Below are 22,542 nucleotides of genomic sequence, written 5' to 3'. Positions count from 1 at the left end.
CTCATAGAGTTCAAGCCTTTTGCTTTTCTAGCTTAACTTAAGCTAGAGCGCCAAGTTCAAGCAGTACTTCTTCAGCCCATACAATCCATGCTTCACGGATAAGTAGGTTACGACGAAGTGTTAGACGCTCAAGGCGTGCTTGCTTGTCTAGTGTCGATGGCGTTGCGTAGTAAGCTGCTTCGATTTCACGGTAGTGAGAAACCAGTTTGCGAGACTCTTCTACTAGCTCAGCAAGTTGTACACGGTAAGCGTCAGAAGGTTGTACAGCACAAGCCATTAGCTTAGCTGAGAACTCGTCACGAACGGTTGGGTGTGCAGTTGGTTGTTCAAACCATTCACCTAGCGCGCCACGGCCAGCATCAGTGATAGAGTAAACTTTACGATCAGGTTTGCCTTCTTGAGGCTCAAGCACGCAAGTTACCTGGTCGTTCTGAGCCATTTTATTTAGCTCGCGGTAAACTTGTTGATGGCTAGCTTTCCAGAAGTAACCAATGCTTGCGGAGAATTCTTTTGTGATATCGTAACCAGTAGCATCGCGTGTACTTAAAACGGTTAGAATTACGTGTGGTAATGACATGTCTGAAATCCAAATGGTAAACAGTAAACAAATACTTAAACAACAAGTGTGCTTCTAATGGCACGTTATATTGGTTATGTCTAAGTAGCACCAACTCATCGGTTGGTTATGTCACCTTACAAAGCCGTTTATCACCTAGGTTGACCAGTTTATTGGTCAAGATGCTGCAGATTATTTTTTGGAGTGTTTCCGCAGCGGAGCAGTAGTATATCTAAATAATAAGCATAAAGTAGAATACATGGACAAAATAACCCAAAAAACTGACAAAAAACTCACTATTGCTTATTTTGTGAAATAAAAAGGTCGCACTAGGCGACCTTTTGTCTGTTGAATGGTAGGAATCACTAATTAACCAGTGTTTCGCATGCCTGCTGCAATGCCTGCAATCGTCACCATTAGCGCTTCTTCAAGCTCTGCTGGTGGTGTTTCACACTTACGAGTACGGTAAAGCAGTTCAGCTTGAAGCATGTTTAGTGGCTCAACGTAGATGTTACGTAGGCGGATTGACTCAAGTCCCCAAGGGTCGCTCTGCATTAGGTTCTCGTTGTTCTCAACATTTAGCACGGCTTTGATGTCTTTTTGCAGCTGTTCACGCAGTAACTCACCTAATGGTAATAGCTCTTCGTCAACAAGGCGTTGGTCGTAGTACTTAGCGATTTCCATGTTGCACTTCGAGTACACCATTTCCAACATACCGAGACGGGTAGAGAAGAACGGCCACTCGCGACACATCTCTTCGAGCAGGGCTTGATGGCCTTGATCTACAGAGTACTGAATCGCTTCACCAGCGCCTAACCATGCAGGCAGTACCAAACGGTTTTGGCTCCAAGAGAAGATCCATGGAATCGCACGTAGGCTTTCTACGCCGCCGTTCGGGTTACGTTTCGCAGGGCGAGAGCCAAGAGGCAGTTTACCTAGCTCCAGTTCAGGTGTCGCTTGACGGAAGTAAGGTACGAATTTCTCTTCGCCACGAACCACGTTGCGGTAAGCCTCACAAGATACTTGAGATAGCACTTCCATTAGGTCGCGCCACTCTTGTTTTGGCTCAGGTGGCGGCAGAAGGTTCGCCTCTAGAATCGCGCTTGCGTAAAGGTTGAAGCTGTTTACAGCAACGTCTGGTAAGCCAAGTTTAAAGCGGATCATTTCGCCTTGCTCTGTTACACGTAAACCGCCTTTCAAGCTCTTAGGTGGCTGAGAAAGAAGAGCAGCGTGCGCCGGAGCACCACCACGACCAACCGTACCGCCACGACCGTGGAATAGAGTCAGTTCAATGCCTTCTTCATCACAAACCTTAACCAGTTTGTCCATTGCATCATATTGAGCCCAACCTGCAGACATTACGCCCGCATCTTTCGCTGAGTCAGAGTATCCGATCATCACCATTTGGTGATTCTGGATAAAGCCACGGTACAAGTCGATGCTCATTAGCTGTTTCATTACTGCTTCTGAGTTGTTCAAGTCGTCTAGCGTTTCGAACAGCGGACATACGTCCATGCGGTATGGGCAGCCACATTCTTGCAGTAGTAAGTGAACAGCCAGTACATCTGATGCAGTACGAGCCATAGAAATTACGTAAGCACCGAAGGCTTCACGAGGTTGAGCAGCAATAACCTTGCAGGTGTCTAAAACCTCTTTAACCTGTTCAGATGGCTCCCAATCGCGAGGAAGAAGCGGACGCTTAGAGCTTAATTCATTGGTTAAGAAAGCAATCTTGTCTTGCTCGTTCCATTGGTCGTAGTCGCCAATGCCTAGGTAGCGAGTCAGTTCAGACAGTACATCTGAGTGACGAGTACTTTCTTGACGAACATCGAGACGAACTAGGTGTACACCGAACGCTTTTAGGCGGCGCAGAGTATCAAGCAGAGAACCGTCTGCGATTACGCCCATGCCACATTCGTGCAGCGATTGGTAACATGCGTAAAGCGGTGTCCAAAGTTGCTCGATGTTCTGTAGTGTTTCTTTCTTCGGAACCTCTGTGTCATGCAATTTTGCATCCAGCACTTCTAGCGTGTTGTTCAGTAGAGTGCGTAGGTTCTTCAGGATTGCACGGTAAGCTTCGTGTTCATCACCTGCTAGCTCACGAACGGCATCATTACACTTAGTCATCGACAGTTCGGTAATCAGCTCGTTTACGTCGCCTAAGTAAAGATCGGCAGCTTTCCAACGAGATAGGCGCAGAACTTCCTTAGTGATGGTGTGCGTTACGAATGGGTTGCCATCGCGGTCACCGCCCATCCAAGATGAGAAGTGTACTGGGCGTGCATCGATCGGCAGGCCTTCACCAAGATAACCTTTTAGTCGGCCATCCATTTCACGTAGGAAGTCAGGAACGGCTTCCCATAGAGAGTTTTCTACAACCGCAAAGCCCCACTTAGCTTCATCAAGTGGCGTTGGGCGTTGTTGACGAATCACATCTGAGTGCCAACCTTGAGCGATCAGTTGCTCTAGGCGGCGTTCGGTTTTCACGCGCTCTTTGTGTGATAGGTCGCTTAATTCTAATTTAGACAGACACTCGTTGATCTTAACTAGCTTGTTGATCATGGTGCGACGAGTGATTTCTGTTGGGTGTGCAGTCAGAACGAGTTCAATGTTCAGGTCGCGAACGGCTTGAGCCGCGTCTAGCTTGCTGATGTCATTCTGGTTTAATTTGGAAAATAGAGATTGCAGCACGTCTGGTTCACAAACATGCTCCTCACAGTGGCGAGAGATGGTGTGGTACTGCTCTGCCATGTTGGTGAGGTTGAGAAATTGGTTAAATGCACGAGCAACAGGAGTGAGTTGTTCGTTCGGCAGGTTTTTGATTTCTTCAACTAGGCTGTCACGGTCAGCTTTGTTGCCTGCGCGGGCGGATTTGGAAAGTTTACGGATAGTCTCCACTTTCTCTAAGATAACGTCACCATGTGCATCTTGGATTGTGTTACCTAGCAAGCGTCCCAGCATGCTTACGTTACTCTTGAGAGCGGCGTATTTCTCGTTCATTGTCATCCTGCCTCGTAAAAAAATTACATCCATTGTTCCTTGTTAAGTACACAATCTAGCGAAAAGTGCTGTATCTAGTCAAATAAAGCATTCTAAGTTTGCAATTATTAGTTTTCGAAATGCGGGAGAAGTAAATTTCCCAAGACTTCGGAATAAAGTGAAATTTAATTACAAGATCAGGCTTTGGCTGGGATAACAGAATAAAAGCCACCTTTTAGGGCAGCTTTTATAAAAAAGTATCGCAAGGGTAGCAATAACTAGAAACAATATTTACGAATAGATTTACTCAGAACATCAATCGTTGGATCGATAAAATCGAAGCTTAGGAACTCATCTGGTTGGTGAGCTTGGTCGATAGAGCCCGGCCCCAGCACTAAGGTTGGGCAAAGTTCTTGAAGGAAAGGTGCCTCAGTGCAGTAGTTGACGGTTTGCGATTCAATCTCACAAACGGATTCCATGCCACCAATAAATGGATGGTCGTGTTGGCACTCATAACCTGGGATAGGTTCGTGCAGTGGCGTAATCTCGATTCTGCCCGGCCATTTTGCTTCCACTTCTTTAAGTGCGCTGCGCAGCATGTTATCCAAGCCATCTAGGCTGATACCTGGCAAAGGACGCACATCATAGTGCAGCTCACAGCAACCACAGATACGGTTGGCACTGTCGCCACCGTGGATATGGCCAAGGTTTAGAGTGGGGCTTGGAATTGCGAAACCCGGGTGGTGATACTCTTTGACTAGCTTGTCACGCAGTTGCATTAAAGCGAACAACACTTCATGCATGATCTCGATGGCGTTGACACCTAATGCAGGATCAGAAGAGTGACCTGATTTACCCGTTACTCGCACAGCGTTAGCAACATGGCCTTTATGGCCACGAATCGGCACAAGGCTGGTTGGCTCACCAATAATGCAGTAATCCGGTTTAAACGGTGCATTTTCAGTGAAATGACGCGCACCCAGCATGGTGGTCTCTTCGTCACAGGTTGCCAATACATATAGCGGCTTGGTCTGTTTGCTCCAATCCATCTTCTTTGCCGCTTCATAAACGAAAGCGAAAAAGCCTTTCATATCGGCTGTGCCTAATCCATAGAAGCGATTGTTGTGTTCTGTTAGTGCGTGAGGGTCGAAGTTCCAACGTCCTTCATCAAATGGCACTGTGTCGCTGTGTCCTGCGAGTAGCAAGCCACCTTCGCCCGATCCCATCTTAGCGACCATATTATGCTTGCCGGGTTCGACTTCCACGACTTCAACGCTAAAGCCTACGTCTTTAAACCATTGAGCCATTTTTTCGATCACTTTCTCGTTGCCATGATCCCAGCTTGGATCGGTCGAGCTAATAGAGTCTGTGGAAATTAGGCCTTTGTAGACCTCAAGAAAACTCGGTAATTGCATAATAACTTCACTTCTACTATTGACAGGAAAACCATAAGTCGGTAAAACACATATTAAATCATATTTAATGCATAAGAAATCAAATAAAGCTAAAAATTAAGTATGAATAGTCAAATTTGAAATGTAACTTACCTCAAAAATGGATGTGTTGAGATGTTGAAAACCACGATCATTGGCGCAAGCGGCTACACAGGAGCAGAACTGGCTCTAATGATAAACAGACACCCTGAGCTCACGCTATCAGGTTTATATGTCTCAGCCAATAGTGTAGACGCAGGTAAACCTATTGCGGCACTGCACGGTAAGTTAGCTGGCTTGATTGATATGCCAGTACAACCTTTAACAAATCCGGAAGAAGTAGCTAAACAATCTGATGTGATTTTCTTAGCAACGGCACACGAGGTTAGTCACGACCTAGCGCCAATTTTTCTAGAGAACGATTGCCAAGTCTTCGACCTATCGGGTGCATTCAGAGTTAAAGGCGAAAACTTCTATCAAGAGTTTTACGGTTTTGAACATCAACACGAACAATGGCTAGACAAAGCGGCTTACGGTTTAGCTGAGTGGAACGAACAAGAAATTAAAGAAGCTCAGCTTGTCGCTGTCGCGGGTTGTTACCCAACCGCATCACAACTGGCGATTAAGCCTTTGGTTGAAGCCAAGTTACTGGATGAAAACCAATGGCCAGTGATTAACGCAACCAGCGGTGTGACTGGTGCAGGCCGCAAGGCGACGATGGTCAACAGCTTCTGCGAAGTGAGCTTGCAAGCTTATGGTGTATTCAATCACCGTCATCAACCTGAAATGGCTGCACATTTAGGATGTGATGTGATTTTTACCCCGCACCTCGGCAACTTTAAGCGTGGCATTTTGGCAACCATTACCATGAAATTGGCTGAAGGCGTGACAGAACAACAGATACAAGATGCCTTCGAGCAAGCTTACCAAGGTAAACCTGCGGTGAGATTACTCGAAGAGACATTGCCAAGAATTCAAGATGTAGAGCAGACGCCTTTCTGCGACTTAGGTTGGAAGGTTCAAGGTCATCACATCATCGTTGTTTCAGCGATTGATAACTTATTAAAGGGTGCATCTAGCCAAGCGATGCAGTGTTTGAATTTACGTTATGGTTTTGCGCCATTAACTGCGTTAGTGTAAGGAAATCTAGATATGAGCCTTAATAATCAACCATTAATCATAAAGTTAGGTGGCGCTGCGCTATCTTGTGGTGAAACACTTAGCAAGTTATTTGGTGCTATCTCTGCTTACCAACAACAGGCACAACGACCAATCGTGATTGTTCACGGCGGCGGTTACCTTGTTGATGATTTGATGAATAAGTTGAACCTCGAAACCGTTAAGAAAGAAGGGCTACGTGTTACTCCTTATGATCAGATCCCAGTGATCGCTGGTGCATTAGCGGGCACGGCGAATAAATTACTTCAAGGTCAGGCGATTAAAGACGGTATCAATGCCGTTGGTTTAAGCCTAGCAGACGGTGGTTTATGCAAAGTGAGCGAACTGAACCCTGAACTGGGGGCGGTAGGAAAAGCGGAGCCGGGCGACTCAACCGTTCTGCAAGCGATTCTTAATGCGGGCGCACTGCCTATCATTAGCTCGATTGGTCTGACTGAGCAAGGCCAACTGATGAACGTCAATGCCGACCAAGCTGCGGTTGCCGTTGCAGGCGCACTTGATGCTGAACTGGTACTGCTTTCTGATGTAAGTGGTGTGTTGGATGGCAAAGGTCACCTCATTCCAAGCCTTAATCAACAACAAGCTGATGACCTTATTACAGGCAAAGTGATTACCGACGGCATGATCGTTAAGGTTCAAGCCGCACTAGAAGCCGCTAACGACCTTGGACGACCAATCGAAGTTGCCACTTGGCGATACCCAGAAAAGCTAACACAACTGTTTTCAGGTAAAAGCATAGGAACACAGTTTTTACCTCAGTAGGTTTCACAACGAGTCACTACTTAAAGAATTTAGACAAATTAAATAAACATATAATTATGAAGTCATTTCCAACGCTGACCGCCATGTGCAGTATGGAAACTAGGAGAAAGAAAATGAGCAAAGTTAACGTAAAGAAAGTTGTAGTAGCCTACTCTGGCGGTCTAGACACATCAGTAATCATTCCATGGTTGAAAGAGAACTATGACTGTGAAGTGGTTGCGTTTGTTGCGGATGTTGGTCAAGGCGACGAAGAGTTGATTGGTATCGAAGAGAAAGCAAAAGCTTCTGGTGCATCTGAGTGTTACATCGCAGACCTTAAAGAAGAGATGGTTGCTGACTACATCTACCCAACGCTGAAAACGGGCGCTTACTACGAAGGTAAATACCTACTAGGTACGTCGATGGCGCGTCCAATCATCGCGAAAGCACAGGTTGAAGTCGCACGTAAAGTAGGTGCAGACGCACTGTGTCACGGTTGTACAGGTAAAGGTAACGACCAAGTTCGTTTTGAAGGCGCATTTGCTGCACTAGCACCTGATCTACACGTAATTGCACCATGGCGTGAATGGGATCTAGTGAGTCGTGAAGAGTGTCTAGATTACCTGGCTGAGCGTAACATCCCTTGTACGGCTTCTCTTACTAAGATTTACTCGCGTGATGCAAACGCATGGCACATCTCAACAGAAGGCGGCGTTCTAGAAAACACATGGAATGCACCTAACGAAGATTGCTGGGCTTGGACTGTAGACCCTGAGCAAGCGCCAAACGAATCTGAAACAGTGACGCTTAAAGTTGAAAAAGGCGAAGTGGTTGCGGTTGATGGCGAAACAATGACGCCATACAACGCACTGGTTTACCTAAACGAGAAAGGTGCTAAGCACGGTGTTGGTCGTATCGATATCGTAGAGAACCGTCTTGTTGGCATGAAGTCTCGTGGTTGTTACGAAACTCCGGGTGGCACAATCATGATGGAAGCACTGCGTGCAGTAGAGCAACTGGTTCTTGATAAAGCGGCATTCGAATTCCGTGAAGAGCTCGGTGTTAAGGCTTCTCACCTTGTATACGATGGTCGTTGGTTCACTCCACTATGTAAGTCAATCCTTGCCGCGACAGAAGAGCTAGCACAAGACGTGAATGGTGAAGTGGTTATCAAGCTTTACAAAGGCCATGCAACGGTGACTCAGAAGCGTTCTGACAACAGCCTGTACTCAGAAGAGTTTGCAACCTTTGGTGAAGATGAAGTTTACGACCAAAGCCATGCTGAAGGCTTCATCCGCCTTTACTCGCTATCAAGCCGTATCCGTGCTTTGAATAGCCAAAAGTAATCCTAACAATGAGTTAGTGAGCTAGCCTTTGATGAAAGATTGAAGGTTAGTAAACAGACATTATTATGCAAAGCCCATTCACTATTGATTAGTGAGTGGGCTTTTTACTTTCTATTTGCCTAATAAATCAGCTTCGGTTTTTCCTATCGGATGGCATATAATTCGCGCTCCACGCTAAAAATAATCAATGGATTGAACTGTTGGTGAATAAATATGTGAAAATAATGAATTAATACTTTATTTTCATTTTGAATTGCCGTAAGTTTAAACCATCAGAAAAATACTGAATCTTAATCAGAATTATCATTTGCAAAAACAGTGAGCACTGTGCAATTAGGAGATACACAATGGCATTATGGGGCGGTAGATTTACCCAAGCAGCAGACACCCGGTTCAAAGATTTTAACGATTCTCTTCGTTTTGATTACCGATTGGCTGAGCAAGACATTGTGGGCTCAATTGCCTGGTCTAAAGCTCTACTGTCGGTCAACGTATTAACAGAAGAAGAGCAACAGAAGCTTGAGTTAGCGCTGAATGAGCTAAAACTTGAGGTGATGGAAGATCCTGAACAGATTCTACGTTCTGATGCAGAAGATATTCACAGCTGGGTTGAGCAGCAACTTATCGGCAAAGTCGGTGACTTGGGCAAAAAACTTCACACTGGCCGTTCTCGTAACGACCAAGTGGCGACAGACCTGAAACTATGGTGTCGTCAGCAAGGTAACCAACTGCTACTGGCATTGGATCGCCTACAAAGCCAAATGGTGAACGTTGCTTCTCAGCATCAAGAAACCGTGCTTCCTGGCTACACTCACTTACAACGTGCTCAGCCGGTAACTTTTGCTCACTGGTGCTTGGCTTACGTTGAAATGCTTGAGCGTGATTATTCACGTTTGAATGATGCGATTAAGCGTCTAGACACATGTCCGCTGGGTTCTGGTGCCCTTGCTGGAACAGCTTACCCGATGGACCGTGAAGAGTTAGCTCACAACTTAGGTTTCCGTCGTGCAACGCGCAACTCTCTAGATTCAGTTTCTGACCGCGACCATGTGATGGAGCTAATGTCGATTGCTTCTATCTCTATGCTTCACCTTTCGCGTCTTGCAGAAGATATGATTTTCTACAACTCAGGTGAATCAAACTTCATCGAGTTAGCGGATACCGTGACTTCAGGTTCATCTCTGATGCCACAAAAGAAAAACCCAGATGCGCTAGAGCTTATCCGTGGCAAAACTGGCCGTGTTTACGGTTCATTAGCGGCAATGATGATGACAGTAAAAGCTCTGCCTTTGGCGTACAACAAAGACATGCAAGAAGATAAAGAAGGTCTGTTCGACGCTTTAGATACTTGGAATGATTGTATGGAAATGGCAGCACTCTGTTTTGACGGCATTAAAGTGAACGGCGAACGTACACTTGAAGCCGCGAAACAAGGCTACGCGAACTCAACTGAATTGGCTGATTACCTAGTAGCGAAAGGGATTCCTTTCCGTGAAGCTCACCATATTGTTGGTGTGACGGTAGTGGCGGCGATTGCTAAAGGCTGTGCATTAGAAGAATTAACCATCGCAGAGATGAAAGAGTTCTCTGAGGTGATTGAGGAAGATGTGTATGACATCCTGACCATTGAATCGTGTCTTGAAAAACGTAGCGCGCTAGGCGGTGTATCTCCACAGCAAGTGGCTTACGCGGTTGACCAAGCTGAGAAACGTTTATCACAGCGTGATACGTCCATCGTCAAGGTTCGTCCTGCTCGTCTGACCGATATTGAAGCGTTGGAAGGTATGGTCGCTTACTGGGCGAACATGGGTGAAAACCTACCTCGTTCTCGTAATGAACTGGTGCGTGATATTGGCTCGTTTGCGGTCGCAGAGCATCATGGTGAGGTGACAGGTTGTGCATCACTCTATGTGTATGACTCTGGCCTAGCGGAAATCCGTTCACTGGGTGTCGAAGCTGGCTGGCAAGGTCAAGGGCAGGGTACCGCAATTGTGCAGCACTTGGTTGAGAAAGCGCGACAAATGGCCATCAAGAAGGTGTTTGTGCTGACTCGTACTCCAGAGTTCTTTATGAAGCATGATTTCTTACCAACATCGAAATCTCTGCTGCCTGAGAAGGTACTGAAAGATTGTGACCAGTGTCCTCGTCAACATGCGTGTGATGAAGTGGCATTGGAAGTGAACTTGGTAGAGCAGATAATTGCTAAGGTTAATGTTGCATAGGGCATTGATTTTATAGCTCCTAAAAAAAAGATCAAAAATCTGATCTTTTTTGGGAACAAACTAAGAAAAGCCCGGTCTATTAAAGTACCACTGCTTTTTCTTAGAATTTTCTAAGAAAGCCCTAGAATCGATTGGTTCTGGGGCTTTTTTCTATCTGCTGTTCGGGAAATGACAATAGCTCGAAAATTATGATGAATTATCGGATTGTTTAGCCCTGTCTCTAATCACTACTCTTTATCCAATAAAGACTTCCAGCTAACGTTTTTTGCCCTTTAACGGTAACACCACAAACTTCATGACCCAATGCAACGACAGCAAGCCACTGAACGCGAAAGCGGCCATCATCAACGCGATGGCATTGATGGTTTTTGGGTCTTCTCTGAAAAACAGCCACCATACTCCCCAACTCAAAATCGACAACACCATCAGCTGATTCATGCAACGCTGGCAGCGACCGAGTTTGTTACGGATTTTTTCACTTTTATTGCAATGAATGCATGTCATCTTGGGTTTGATTCGCGTTATGCTTGTTGCCCTGATAATAACACGTCACAAGATATTGGATCACGGTGACACAGAGAGAGAAAGTCGATGATTGAGCGCCAAGAAACCAAGCAACGTATGAGCCGTATTGTTAAACACAACGGTACTATCTACCTATGTGGCCAAGTTTGTGCTGATGCAACTAAAGACATCACTGAACAAACTCAAACCATGTTAGATAAAGTAGAAGCGCTACTTGAGCAAGCAGGCAGCGACAAAGAGCACATGCTGTCAGCAACGATTTACTTGAAAGACATGAAAGACTTCCAAGAAATGAATGCAGTGTGGGATGCATGGGTTCCAGAAGGTCACGCTCCAGCTCGCGCATGTGTGACTGGCGACATGGCTCGAGAGGCGCTACTTGTTGAGATCTCTGTGATTGCTGCTGAGAAAAACAGCTGTTGTTAAGTCATTCTTAGTTCAATGAAAAGCCTCGCTGTTATGCGAGGCTTTTTTATATGACTAATTCTGAAACAGTTAGCTAGATACTTTTTGCATTATGCTACGACCAACAACTTGACCCGACTTAGATTTCTTCGTACGGATTAACAAGCCTTGATCCCAGTCTGTCCCAGCAGGTTGGTATTCCCATTTGACGAAATACTCTTTATTGTCAGAGCACACGTCACCCTGAACATAGTCATCTTGATCACAGAAGCGCACGACCGTGTTCAACTCTGTAAGGGTTGCCTGAGATTGTCGACCTGTTTGGTTGAACCACCAATAATCGATGTTAGCTAAATCTTCATAGGTGTATGGTTCGTCATGGGTATTGTCTTGTGCGGTTCCATTTTGACATTCCGAACCGCTGATGGTGACATTGGATTCTGAGAAAGAGTAGCTTTCCTTCGCTACGGAGTTGTCTGCGCAAATCTGAGTGTTAACCCATTCACCTTCAAAGTTTACGTAGCGCTCACCTCCAGCCTCATCTACAGGATAATAGAATGCGACTAACTGAGTGTTTCGGCTATCGGTGCAACTTGATGGCGATAGATCACAGCTATCTCCATTTAACTCTGTTTTGTTAGTAATCTCTGTGTAGATGCCAGTAATCGGGTCGTAAGCTCCTGAGATAACTTCACGCTGCCATGCGGAGTCGATATCTCCATCATCTTTATCGTCTCGAACTCGTTCATTGAAGTGATTTAACTCACTAATAGTGCTTGCTTGGAATGGACCAAAATTGAACTCATCCCAAGGAAATGGTTCGTTGGTTTCTTGAACACCTTCAGGGTCTTGCAGTTGGTAAGCGAATGTCCCATTTTTAATGATCGAATAATTTTCGTCGGGGATTCCATCACAGCTTTTATCAACAAAGTTATGGCCTGCCGCGAGGCAGTTTAAATAATCTTCAGCTCTGCTTTCCGAAAGGGATGTGTCGTTTGAGCCAGCAAGCATAACTACGTTTTCTGAATCTAAAGTGAAGTCCATAGATGTCATGCCACGAGTTTTTTCAAAGAGCTCGATTGGCAGGGTTTTATCTGCATGTGCGTAGGTAAATGTTTGTGGGTCTAAGTCTGTAGCGATTTTATACTGAGTAACATCGATATAGCGTACGTGTTTATGACCACCTTGTGCGAACGGGTTGTTGGTATCAACGTCTCCACGCACCATTTCACCAAAAGAATCAGACATATGTGCGATAGCTTCAGCGTCAGTCACTATGTTCGTGGAAGCAACGCCAATCTCAGTTAAAAAAGTCTCAACACTGCTGATATTGTCGAGTCTAAGGTTGACTAACGCATCAGCAACTTGCTGATCGTCTCTGTCTTGTAGCTTTTCCGGGATAGTTAAAACGCCGCTTCCGGAACTACCAAATTGGTTATTAACAGACTGGAGTAGAACCGCTAAGTTTATCGCTCTGTTGTATTTACCAGCTGCTTCAAACGGTGTTACTACTTCTTGCACTGAAGCTGCTCCTACTTTTACACCATCAGGACCACCAATATAAAAGGTGACTGAATCGTTCGGGAGGGCGTTGAAATTCCCTTCTGAATCCGTTACTCCATTTAACCCTGAGCTTGTTGTGTATGATAACCCTTCAACAGCAGAATCAATAAATTGGTATGAGGTTATAGTTTCCTCGCTTGATCCTGAATTGGAGTCTGAGCCGCACCCAATTAAAGCCAAAGTAATGGTTGCTGCTAGCAAACTTTGTTTGAACATTACATCTTCCTTGTGAACATTTTAGTTGTAGTAAATTGCTGAAAATTCCCTTTATGGAATAAAGGTCACCTTTCGATGAGTTACTATTATAGAGGTATGCAAGGGGATGAATGGAAGTGTCGAAATGTATCTAAAAGTAACCAAGTGACTTTAATCATACTTGGTGTGGAAAACATTATGAAATATGTGGGTAAATAGAAAAATAGCTTACCAAAGGTAAGCTATTTATATTAAATATCAATAATTTAACAACCAGGGCCACAATCTAGGCAGTGTTTCACCATCTCTGGGCCTAGGTGCAGTTTCGCATTCAGGTCACGTAGGGCAGTTCGTACACCCTCTTCGATTACTGGGTGGTAGAACGGCATGTCTAGCATCTCAGAAACCGTCATCTTGTTCTGGTGTGCCCATGCTAACAAGTGAGCCAAGTGTTCTGCGTTTGGTCCCATCATCTCAGCACCAAGGAAGCGGCCTGTACCTTGCTCGCCGTATACGTGCAGAATACCTTTGTTGCGCAGCATCACTCGAGAACGACCTTGGTTTTCGAAAGACACTTCACCCGTTGCGAAACAGCCACATGTGCCCAAGCGTGTGGTGATCTCTTTGTAGGTTTCACCAACCATCGCGATTTGCGGGTCAGAGAATACTGCCGAGATTTTAGAGCGGCGTAGGCCTGCACGAATCTCTGGGAAGCGACCTGCATTGTCACCCGCAATACGAGCTTGGTCTGCTGCTTCATGCAGTAGAGGCAGTTGGTTACTCGCATCACCAGCGATAAATATTGATGGTAGTGATGTTTGTAGCGTGTAGTGGTCTGCGATTGGCACACCACGTTCATCAAGCTCTAGAGAGGTATTCTCTAAGCCAAGCTTGTCAGTGTTAGGGCGACGACCTGTTGCTGCTAGTACGTATTCAACGACGTTAGTTTCTAATTCACCTTGTTTATTGATGAACTGGATTTCGACACGTGGCTCACCCGATTCAGTGGTAATGCGCTTCATGCTTTCGATTTTCACGTCGGCATCGAGATAGAACTCTTCATTGAAAGCTTTATCTGCATAAGCCATGATCTCTGGATCAGTTACTGGGCCAACTTGACCACCCAAACCGAACAGTTTGGTCTTCACACCTAAGCGGTGCAGTGACTGACCAAGCTCAAGACCAATAACACCAGGGCCAAATACCGCAACCGATTCTGGTAAATCATCCCAGCTGAACACGTCGTCGTTAATGATCAGGCGATCGCCAAGCTCATTCCAAACGGCAGGGTATGCAGGGCGAGAGCCGGTTGCGATAACAATACGCTTTGCCGTGATCACCGTGTGGTCATCAACTTGGAGTGTGTTGTCGTCTAAGAATTTTGCGTAGCCAGAGATCTTATCTTGCTCTGGAATTTCATCGACGCCTTCTAAAACAAAACCAACAAAACGGTCACGTTCAAACTTCACTCGGTCCATGACTTCACGACCGTTAATTACGATATCGCCTTGTGGGTGAACGCCAAAAGCCGGAGCTTTCTCGATTTGGTGTACGCTTTCCGCAGCTGCAATAAGCAGTTTAGATGGCATACAACCAACACGAGCACAGGTTGTACCGTAAGGGCCGCCTTCAATCATCACGACACTGTCAGTGTGTGCTTTTGCAGCGCGGTATGATCCTAGACCTGCCGTACCGCCCCCGATAACTGCTACATCTACATTGACTTGTTTCATAATAATTTTCTCGCAATGGCTAAATTTAGTTTGAACGAACCCCTCCAACTCATGTGATGTTTTTAGTGAGTCAGGATAGCGGGTCAGTTTTGTGGTTCTGTTTTATTAGGTTTAGCTTGTGACTGTGGTTAATGCGAGCTACAAGCCTGATTCAACCCGATAGGGTTAGCTAACCCACAAGTGAGTGGGTTAGCCTTTTGGCAGTGATTAGCCTAGGAAAGCTTCTAGCTCTTCGCTACCACCGATGTGTTTACCACCGATGAATACTTGAGGAACCGTTGTGCGACCAGAGATTGCACGTAGGCTTACTGTTGTAGCGTCTTTACCTAGTACTACTTCTTCGTAGTTTAGACCTTTGTCGATTAGGTTCTGTTTCGCTTTCATACAGAAAGGACAGCCTGGCTTAGTGAATACTGTAATTGACTCTTGCTCTTTGTGCTCTGGAGCAATGTAGTTCAGCATAGTGTCTGCATCAGAAACCTTGAACGGGTCGCCTGGTACGTCTTCTTCGATGAACATTTTTTCTACCACGCCGTTCTTAACCAGCATGCTGTAGCGCCATGAGCGTTTGCCGAAGCCGATGTCGTTTTTCTCAACTAGCATACCCATGCCGTCTGTGAAATCACCGTTACCATCTGGGATGAATGTGATGTTTTCTGCTTCTTGGTCTGCTTTCCATGCGTTCATTACGAACGTATCGTTTACAGAAACACAAAGGATGTCATCAACACCGTTCTCTTTGAACACAGAATGTAGTTCGTTGTAACGAGGAAGGTGGCTTGACGAACAAGTTGGAGTAAACGCGCCTGGTAGGCTGAATACGATAACTGTTTTGTCTTTGAATAACTCTTCAGTCGTTACGTTAACCCATGCATCACCTTGGCGAGTCGGGAATGTTACTTGAGGGATTGATTGACCTTCTTTAGATGCAAACATATTGATTTCCTTAAATGATATTTTAATTTTGTTCTATTAGAGCTTAACGTTTTTCGTTGCTCTGTTTCGTTTTGTTGAGCCCATTATTAGATAAATTCTTTGATAGCTCTAATCGTTTGATGTTATGGTTTTGATAGGTAAATTCTATCAAGAGCATTTTCTTTTAAATGTTGCTATGAAAACCCTTGTTCTTATTAAACCTGAGGTAAGAGACTGATCATGAACATTCGTGACTTTGAATACTTGGTGGCGCTCGCAGAGCACAAACACTTCCGTAAAGCGGCAGAAGCGTGCTTTGTCAGTCAGCCAACACTAAGCGGTCAAATACGCAAACTAGAAGATGAAATCGGACTTCAGTTAACCGAGCGTAGTCCAAGGAAGGTGATATTTACAGAATCAGGGTTACAACTTGTTGAACAAGCTAAGCGTATTCTCAACGAAGTGAAGACTTTTAAGGATATGGCGAGTGGACACGGTGAAGCGATGACCGGACCAATGCATATTGGTTTCATTCCAACCGTGGGCCCTTATATCCTGCCTAAGATTGTTCCTCACCTGAAAGAGAGCTTTCCTGAGTTAGAGCTATACCTGCATGAGGCGCAAACTCATCAATTAGTGAGTCAATTGGAAGATGGCAAGCTTGACTGCTTGGTACTGGCTGCGGTTGATGAAACGGCGGTGTTCAAAGAAATTGATGTGTATGACGAGCCATTGAGTGTCGCGGTTCCGTGTGACCATGAGTGGGCTCAGCAGGACACGGTAGATATGCTTCAACTCAATGGACAGACAGTCTTAGCACTTGGTGACGGTCACTGTTTAAGAGACCAAGCCCTAGGGTTCTGTTTTGCTGCGGGAGCAAAAGATGATGAGCGCTTTAAAGCGACCAGCTTAGAGACGCTGCGTAACATGGTCGCGGCGGGGGCGGGCATTACCTTGCTACCTCAATTGTCTGTACCCAAGGAAAAGCAAAAAGATGGTGTGTGCTACGTGCCTGCGGTAAACCCAACACCTTCACGTCGTATTGTGGTTGCGTACCGTCCTGGCTCTCCATTGAAAGGGCGCTTTGAGCAACTGGCTGAGACGATTCGAACTCAACTGGAGAAGACGGCTTAGCGCTTGAATTTAGAGCCTAGTCTGGTCAGATATAGATATATAAAAAGGGTTGATATGAATTCATATCAACCCTTTTTGTTGGTTCATGTTACTAGGTTCTACAAACCCTAGTTAGAACAGTTCTTCTACTGCTTCACCTGATGAGGTTGAGTAGATGTCATCATTGAAACGCTCAGTGATGTACTCGGTTGGCTCTGTGCCTTTCTCGAAGTACTCGAACATTGATGAGCTATCGAACTTGTTGGTCAGTAAGCCAGTTTCACGGTCGATTCGAACACGGACGATGTTCTCCGGAATTTCTTTACGCTCAGCAGGAACACCCGCTAACGCCGTACCCATAAAATCAACCCATGCAGGTTCTGCTGTTTTCGCGCCAGCTTCTGCACCAGTAATCTGATTTTTACCAAGGTTCGAGTTCGCTTTAGTACGGCCTAGGTTGCGGTTGTGGTTATCAAAACCAACCCATACCGTAGCCACCATGCCAGGGCCGTAGCCGCTGTACCAAGTATCTTTAGAATCGTTGGTGGTACCCGTTTTTCCGCCAATGTCACGACGCTTCAACGGTTGTGCACGCCAACCAGTACCGTTCCAACCAGTGCCAGCGCTCCAATCACCGCCACCCCAGATGTTGCTGTACATCATTTCACGAACAAGGAATGCGTTCTGTTCAGAGATAACTTGAGGTGCGTATTGTACTTTGGCATCCACATCTTGCTCTGCAAACTCATCAGCCATTGGGTCTGAGGTCATTTGCTGTTGGCAATCGTCTTTACAAACCACTTTTGGTGTCGCTTCAAATTCAGTCTCACCAAATGGTGTCTCAATGCGACTGATGTAGAAAGGTTCAACGTAGTAGCCGCCATTAGCGAATACTGAGTAACCTTGAGCTACTTTCATTGGCGTTAAGCTACCCGCACCCAGAGCAATGGTCTCTGAACGAGGCACTTCGTCAATATCAAAACCAAATCGAGTTAGGTAGTTACGAGTATCATCTAGGCCTACTTCGCGCAGTACACGTACCGCCATTACGTTTTTAGACTGAGCTAAGCCAATACGTAAACGAGTTGGACCCACGTAAGTCGGTGGCGAGTTCTTTGGTCGCCATGCGGTACCTTGGCTCTTATCCCATTGGTTAATCGGTGCATCGTTGATCAGTGAGGCTAGCGTTAAGCCTTTCTCAATCGCTGCTGAGTAGATAAAGGGTTTGATACCAGAACCCACCTGACGAATAGATTGCGTTGCACGGTTGAACTTGTTGTGGACAAAGTTAAAGCCACCGACCATCGACAATACCGCGCCGTTGTTCGGGTTCATTGCAACAAATGCTGTGTTCGCATTCGGTACTTGGCTTAGTCGCCATACAATCGGTGTTTCTGATTCTGCAGTCGCTGACTCTTCTGTCGGCTCTTCAGAGACTTCATCGCCGGTAACGGCTTCATGGCGAACCCAGATTTGTTCACCAACCGCCAGAATTTCTTTCGCTTGAGAAGGCGCTGGTCCTTGGCGGTTATCCGTTAGGAATTTACGCGCCCAGTTCATGCCTTGCCATTCGATAGTGCCTTCACCTTGGTTCTTAACCCAAATTTGAGCACTTTTCGAATCAACCGCGGTAACAACAGCAGGGACTAGGTCACCATAGGTTGGTTGAGACTTAAGGTGTTTAACGATTTGTTCTTGATCCCACGCTGATTGCGCAGTCTGCCACAATACTTTTTCAGCACCACGGTAGCCGTGACGCTCATCGTAGCCAAGTAGGTTCTTAATTGCGGCTTGGTTCGCTGCTTTTTGCAGTTTCGAATCAACGGTCGTGTAGACCTTCATGCCTGATGTATAAGCTTCTTCACCATAGCGTTCCACCATCCAAGCACGTGCAACTTCAGCAACATATGGCGCGCTCAGTTCGATCTCTGCACCGTGGTATTTCGAGATAAGCTCTTCGCTACGAGCGTCATCGAACTCTGCTTGAGTGATGTATTTCTCGTCTAACATACGACGCAATACAACGTTACGACGGTTAGTCGCGCGCTCAACAGAGTAAATAGGGTTCATTGTCGAAGGTGCTTTTGGCATACCCGCAAGGGTCGCAATTTCACTCAGCGTGAGATCAGGAAGATCTTTACCGAAGTAAACACGTGCTGCCGCGCCAAAACCATACGAACGGTGACCAAGGAAGATCTTGTTGACGTAAAGCTCCATGATCTCTTCTTTACTAAGAAGTTGCTCAATGTGGATCGCAATGAAGATCTCTTTGATCTTACGCATAATCTTTTTCTCATTAGATAAGAAGAAGTTACGCGCAAGCTGCTGAGTAATGGTACTAGCACCTTGTTTGGCTGAACCCGACATTGCAACCACGAGTGCTGCACGTGTGATACCGATTGGGTCAATACCTGGGTGTTCATAGAAACGGCTATCTTCGGTGGCAATCAGAGCCTCAACTAAGTGGCGAGGAATCTCGTCATAAGTGACTGGATTACGACGCTTTTCACCAAATTGAGAGATCAGCTTACCGTCTTGACTGAAGACTTGCATCGGCGTTTGGAGTTCTACGTCGCGCAAAGTGGCAACATCAGGCAACTCTGGTTTTACGTAAAAATAAAACCCGAAAATTGTACTGACTCCAAGAATCATGCAAATCAATGTAAATATGAATAATCGCTTTATGAACTTCACCGGATAATCCCTGATTAGTTAAGGCTGATAAGCAGCAAACCCTTGTACTCTAGGCTAAAAACTTAGCTTTCGTTTATTAACGCTTATTTAACTAATAATCACAACCCCTAGATAATCAACGAAATGCTTGGCACTTCAGGAGCTAGGTCACATGGGTTCATCATTAATTACAGGTATAGATATAAATCATCACAGCATCAAAGCCGTGGTACTAAAACCCTTGGGGGAGTTGTATGCCCTAGTGGGATACAAAGAGCTGCCGATTTCGGACGACATTTTTACAGCTAACCATACTTTGGAGTATCAGAAAACTGTTAAGAAACTTAAAGAACTTAGGAAAGGACTGCCTTTTGGCTGTCGCAACGTCGCCATTTCGGTACCTGATAACACGGTGATCAGCAAAGTACTGCAAATAGAGAGTGAGTTAGAAGACAGAGAAAAAGAGTTTTCTATCTATCAAACCTTCGCCCATCAATCTCCCTTTCCTATCGAGGAGCTGAGTTTAGATTTTGTAAAGCTGGAAGACAAACGATTTGGTAAAGGTTCGACAAGCAGTTATCAGGTATACGCCACTCGTAAAGAAGTTGTGGATAGCCGAGCGGATGCATTAACCAAGGCTGGCTTCAAACCTGTGGTGGTGGATACACAGGCGCATGGGCTACTTAATATCTGGCAATTGGCCTCGCGCCTGTATCCCGATAAGAAAAACTGGTTGCTAGTGGATGTTGGAATCGACCAAACCTCGCTAGGGGTTATCCCGCAGAATTCGGCGCCTTTCTATAAAGACATCGCCTTTGGCACTCAAGATCTTCGCAGCTCAGATGACCCGAGTGATATCGAGAGCGTGTTCGGTACTATGGAAGAGACACATCAATTCATTGTTAACCTGATTGAGAAGCTCAAGCGTCAATTGCAGCTCTATTCATCGGGAAATGCGCAGCAACCTATCTCAGGGATTTGGTTGATGGGCGAGGGCGCCAGCATCCCTATGGTAACCGAAGAGCTAGAACGCCATTTTCAGTTGAGCTGCGAGTCATTGAATCCTTTGTCTCTGTTTGAGAATAAGGTCGCCAAGAGACGCCGACTGCCGATTGACTTGCAACACTTTGGTATCGCGGCGGGTATGGCGATGAGTGGGCTCAAGTGGCAGGGAGAGAAGCATGTTGCATCAAATTAACCTGCTGCCGTGGCGTGATGAGATTCGTGCTCAGCACAAGAAGCGTTTTATCCATCTGGTCATTCTTGGCGTCATCATTGCGCTTATAGGGCAATGGGCGGTTGGTCACTATTTTCACGATCAACAAGCCAAGCAGCAAGCTCGCCTCAATTACCTCAATCAGTACATTGCTGAGCTCGACCGACAAATTCAGTCGTTAAAAGTCGCAGAGCAAGAACACAAAGCCATTCTGACTCGACTTGATGTGGTTGAGTCGCTGCAGCTTGGCCGTAATAAGACCACCGACTTCATGAACTTGATGCCGGAGCTGATTCCAGAGGGGGTCTATGTCGACAAGATAAAGATGAATGGTCAGGAGATTGAAATGTCGGGCATCAGCGACAGCACTGCTCGTCTCGCCACCATGTTGGACAACCTCGAACGTTCAGATTCTTTGAAAGGGGTCGAGATGCACTCTATCGTTCATAACCGCAAGCGCTTCAATAAAGAGTTTCAGACCTTCAAGGTCTCTTTTGTGTTTAGCCCTGTGTCTTTAGAAAACACAACCGCGAGCAGAAAAGATAAGGGGGCGCATCATGGCTAACCTTCAAAATAGGATTAGTAGGCAAAACAGGATGAGCTTGCAAGATCTCGATGTTGATGAGATCACCGAATGGCCATTGCTGCCTCAGCTTCTCGTGATTCTGGTGTTGATAGTGTTAATCCAAGGTGTAGGCACTTGGCTTTATGTGTTGCCACTCGACGATGAACTGCAACAGATGAAGCAACAAGAACAAACCTTAAAGACGACCTTGCGAATAAAGGCCAACAAGGTTGCAGCCTTGCCTAAATTGCAGAGTCAGCTGGATGAACTAACCAGTCGCTACGATTACCTGTTAGAGCAGCTGCCTGTTCAAAAAGAGCTAGCAAGTATGTTGGCGTCTGTGAATGAACTCGGCTTGGATAATTCGCTGACCTTTACTCGAATCGATTGGGGACAAAAACAGAACAAGGAGTTTCTCTATCGATTGCCTCTCAATATAGAGCTGACAGGTGACTATCACGAGATTGGTGACTTCTCTGCTGCCATCGCCAAGCTGCCGCGTATTATTAGCTTTGATGATGTGAATTGGCAGCGAGTCAGTCAAGAAAGTAGCACGCTGCACTTTAGGGTTCGAGCTTATACCTACCAGTTTAAATCGGAGGTCAATGATGAAACCCAATAGCGCGCTTTACTCAATCGTGTTGCTGCTTGCACTGTCAGGCTGCAAAGCAAATCAGGATTCACTCCCAGACTTCGTGGCACAGGTTGAAACTAAGGCGAGAAAAGATGTCGAGCAACTTGTCCCAGCAACTGAATTCACGGCGGCGACTTATCAGCGCCGAGCCTTTCGTCCTCCCTTTGAACTTCCTAAAGAAGCCATTGTGCAAAACCAGCCTTTGGTTAAGAAAGACTGTTGGCAACCTAGCGCTCGCTCTCGTAACGGAAAGTTAGAGAAGTACCCGCTGAGTAAGCTTCGTTTAAGAGGTGTAATGGGCAGTGGTTCAAGTGTGTTTGGGCTAGTGCAAACACCGAAAGGCAACGTGGTAAACGTCAAGAAAGGCCAGTTTATCGGCCTAAACAATGGCCGAGTTACTAAGGTGACTAGCCAGTACGTTCAGATTAATGAAACTCTTCCAGGTGGCTTAGGTTGTTGGCATAAGCGCAACGTTAGGCTGGCTCTGAAGTAAACCAATGTCACATGATGTGGATATGAGATGTAAATATGATTAAAGGAATAAGTGAG

The 22,542-nt window shown here is 45.8% G+C and carries 18 protein-coding genes; 10 read left to right on the top strand and 8 right to left on the bottom strand.

Annotated features, from left to right (window positions below):
• Nucleotides 1-37: 37 nt before the first annotated feature.
• The 3 genes from AB6E51_RS10820 to argE form a co-directional block, all read right to left on the bottom strand.
• On the bottom strand, nucleotides 38-577 hold the full coding sequence (locus tag AB6E51_RS10820; protein WP_017061141.1) for a PadR family transcriptional regulator: 540 nt from the start codon (nucleotides 575-577) through the stop codon (nucleotides 38-40).
• A gap of 348 nt (nucleotides 578-925) precedes the next feature.
• The gene (gene ppc, locus AB6E51_RS10815; RefSeq protein WP_170791819.1) at nucleotides 926-3,562 is read right to left on the bottom strand and encodes a phosphoenolpyruvate carboxylase; all 2,637 of its coding nucleotides are present in this window, start codon (nucleotides 3,560-3,562) and stop codon (nucleotides 926-928) included.
• A gap of 251 nt (nucleotides 3,563-3,813) precedes the next feature.
• Nucleotides 3,814-4,950, bottom strand: a complete 1,137-nt coding sequence (argE, locus tag AB6E51_RS10810) for an acetylornithine deacetylase (protein ID WP_004729680.1) — start codon at nucleotides 4,948-4,950, stop codon at nucleotides 3,814-3,816.
• A gap of 153 nt (nucleotides 4,951-5,103) precedes the next feature.
• Here argE and argC point away from each other — a divergent pair, with 153 nt between their 5' ends.
• The 4 genes from argC to argH all read left to right on the top strand — a co-directional run bounded on the left by argC (nucleotide 5,104) and on the right by argH (nucleotide 10,456).
• Nucleotides 5,104-6,108, top strand: a complete 1,005-nt coding sequence (gene argC, locus AB6E51_RS10805) for an N-acetyl-gamma-glutamyl-phosphate reductase (protein WP_017061139.1) — start codon at nucleotides 5,104-5,106, stop codon at nucleotides 6,106-6,108.
• 12 nt (nucleotides 6,109-6,120) lie between these two features.
• On the top strand, nucleotides 6,121-6,909 hold the full coding sequence (gene argB, locus AB6E51_RS10800) for an acetylglutamate kinase (RefSeq protein WP_017061138.1): 789 nt from the start codon (nucleotides 6,121-6,123) through the stop codon (nucleotides 6,907-6,909).
• A gap of 113 nt (nucleotides 6,910-7,022) precedes the next feature.
• Nucleotides 7,023-8,234 (top strand): argininosuccinate synthase, encoded by a 1,212-nt coding sequence (locus AB6E51_RS10795; protein WP_017061137.1) that lies wholly within the window; start codon nucleotides 7,023-7,025, stop codon nucleotides 8,232-8,234.
• 347 nt (nucleotides 8,235-8,581) lie between these two features.
• A complete protein-coding gene (argH, locus tag AB6E51_RS10790) occupies nucleotides 8,582-10,456 on the top strand; it encodes an argininosuccinate lyase (protein ID WP_017061136.1) in 1,875 nt (624 codons plus the stop codon).
• Nucleotides 10,457-10,711: 255 nt separating this feature from the next.
• On the opposite strand, the gene AB6E51_RS10785 is transcribed toward argH, so the two are convergent.
• The gene (locus AB6E51_RS10785; RefSeq protein ID WP_029235423.1) at nucleotides 10,712-10,960 is read right to left on the bottom strand and encodes a DUF3624 domain-containing protein; all 249 of its coding nucleotides are present in this window, start codon (nucleotides 10,958-10,960) and stop codon (nucleotides 10,712-10,714) included.
• 87 nt (nucleotides 10,961-11,047) lie between these two features.
• Here AB6E51_RS10785 and AB6E51_RS10780 point away from each other — a divergent pair, with 87 nt between their 5' ends.
• Entirely contained in the window at nucleotides 11,048-11,407 is a 360-nt protein-coding gene (locus AB6E51_RS10780) for a RidA family protein (protein ID WP_017071317.1), read from the top strand.
• 69 nt (nucleotides 11,408-11,476) lie between these two features.
• On the opposite strand, the gene AB6E51_RS10775 is transcribed toward AB6E51_RS10780, so the two are convergent.
• The 3 genes from AB6E51_RS10775 to AB6E51_RS10765 form a co-directional block, all read right to left on the bottom strand.
• A complete protein-coding gene (locus AB6E51_RS10775) occupies nucleotides 11,477-13,165 on the bottom strand; it encodes a hypothetical protein (RefSeq protein ID WP_372057599.1) in 1,689 nt (562 codons plus the stop codon).
• Nucleotides 13,166-13,410: 245 nt separating this feature from the next.
• A complete protein-coding gene (locus tag AB6E51_RS10770) occupies nucleotides 13,411-14,877 on the bottom strand; it encodes a dihydrolipoyl dehydrogenase (protein WP_372057600.1) in 1,467 nt (488 codons plus the stop codon).
• A gap of 207 nt (nucleotides 14,878-15,084) precedes the next feature.
• Nucleotides 15,085-15,813: a glutathione peroxidase gene (locus tag AB6E51_RS10765; protein WP_004737157.1), complete on the bottom strand. Its 729-nt coding sequence runs from the start codon at nucleotides 15,811-15,813 to the stop codon at nucleotides 15,085-15,087.
• Between the two features lie 219 nt (nucleotides 15,814-16,032).
• Between AB6E51_RS10765 and oxyR the strand changes: the two genes are divergently transcribed.
• Complete coding sequence (oxyR, locus tag AB6E51_RS10760) at nucleotides 16,033-16,926, top strand: DNA-binding transcriptional regulator OxyR (protein ID WP_372057601.1); 894 nt, start codon at nucleotides 16,033-16,035, stop codon at nucleotides 16,924-16,926.
• Between the two features lie 111 nt (nucleotides 16,927-17,037).
• On the opposite strand, the gene AB6E51_RS10755 is transcribed toward oxyR, so the two are convergent.
• The gene (locus AB6E51_RS10755) at nucleotides 17,038-19,599 is read right to left on the bottom strand and encodes a penicillin-binding protein 1A (RefSeq protein ID WP_032546261.1); all 2,562 of its coding nucleotides are present in this window, start codon (nucleotides 19,597-19,599) and stop codon (nucleotides 17,038-17,040) included.
• A gap of 151 nt (nucleotides 19,600-19,750) precedes the next feature.
• On the opposite strand from AB6E51_RS10755, the gene pilM reads away from it, so the two are divergent.
• From pilM to AB6E51_RS10735, 4 genes are read left to right on the top strand one after another with little or no spacing between them, the layout of a single operon-like run.
• Complete coding sequence (gene pilM / locus AB6E51_RS10750; RefSeq protein ID WP_372057602.1) at nucleotides 19,751-20,776, top strand: type IV pilus assembly protein PilM; 1,026 nt, start codon at nucleotides 19,751-19,753, stop codon at nucleotides 20,774-20,776.
• A complete protein-coding gene (locus tag AB6E51_RS10745; protein WP_017061129.1) occupies nucleotides 20,760-21,359 on the top strand; it encodes a PilN domain-containing protein in 600 nt (199 codons plus the stop codon). The genes pilM and AB6E51_RS10745 overlap by 17 nt, the downstream gene beginning before the upstream one ends.
• Nucleotides 21,352-21,981 carry a type 4a pilus biogenesis protein PilO gene (locus AB6E51_RS10740; RefSeq protein ID WP_017068838.1) on the top strand — a complete coding sequence of 210 codons (630 nt, stop codon included), beginning with the start codon at nucleotides 21,352-21,354 and terminating at the stop codon, nucleotides 21,979-21,981. Before AB6E51_RS10745 ends, AB6E51_RS10740 begins: the two co-directional genes overlap by 8 nt.
• Nucleotides 21,968-22,486: a pilus assembly protein PilP gene (locus tag AB6E51_RS10735; RefSeq protein WP_372139889.1), complete on the top strand. Its 519-nt coding sequence runs from the start codon at nucleotides 21,968-21,970 to the stop codon at nucleotides 22,484-22,486. Before AB6E51_RS10740 ends, AB6E51_RS10735 begins: the two co-directional genes overlap by 14 nt.
• Nucleotides 22,487-22,542 lie beyond the last annotated feature (56 nt).

This window comes from Vibrio sp. 10N.247.311.47 (assembly GCF_041467535.1).
Classification (GTDB): Bacteria; Pseudomonadota; Gammaproteobacteria; order Enterobacterales; family Vibrionaceae; genus Vibrio; species Vibrio crassostreae_C.
The sequence above is the reverse complement of the archived record's forward strand: the minus strand, read 5'-3'. Positions and strand labels throughout refer to the sequence as shown.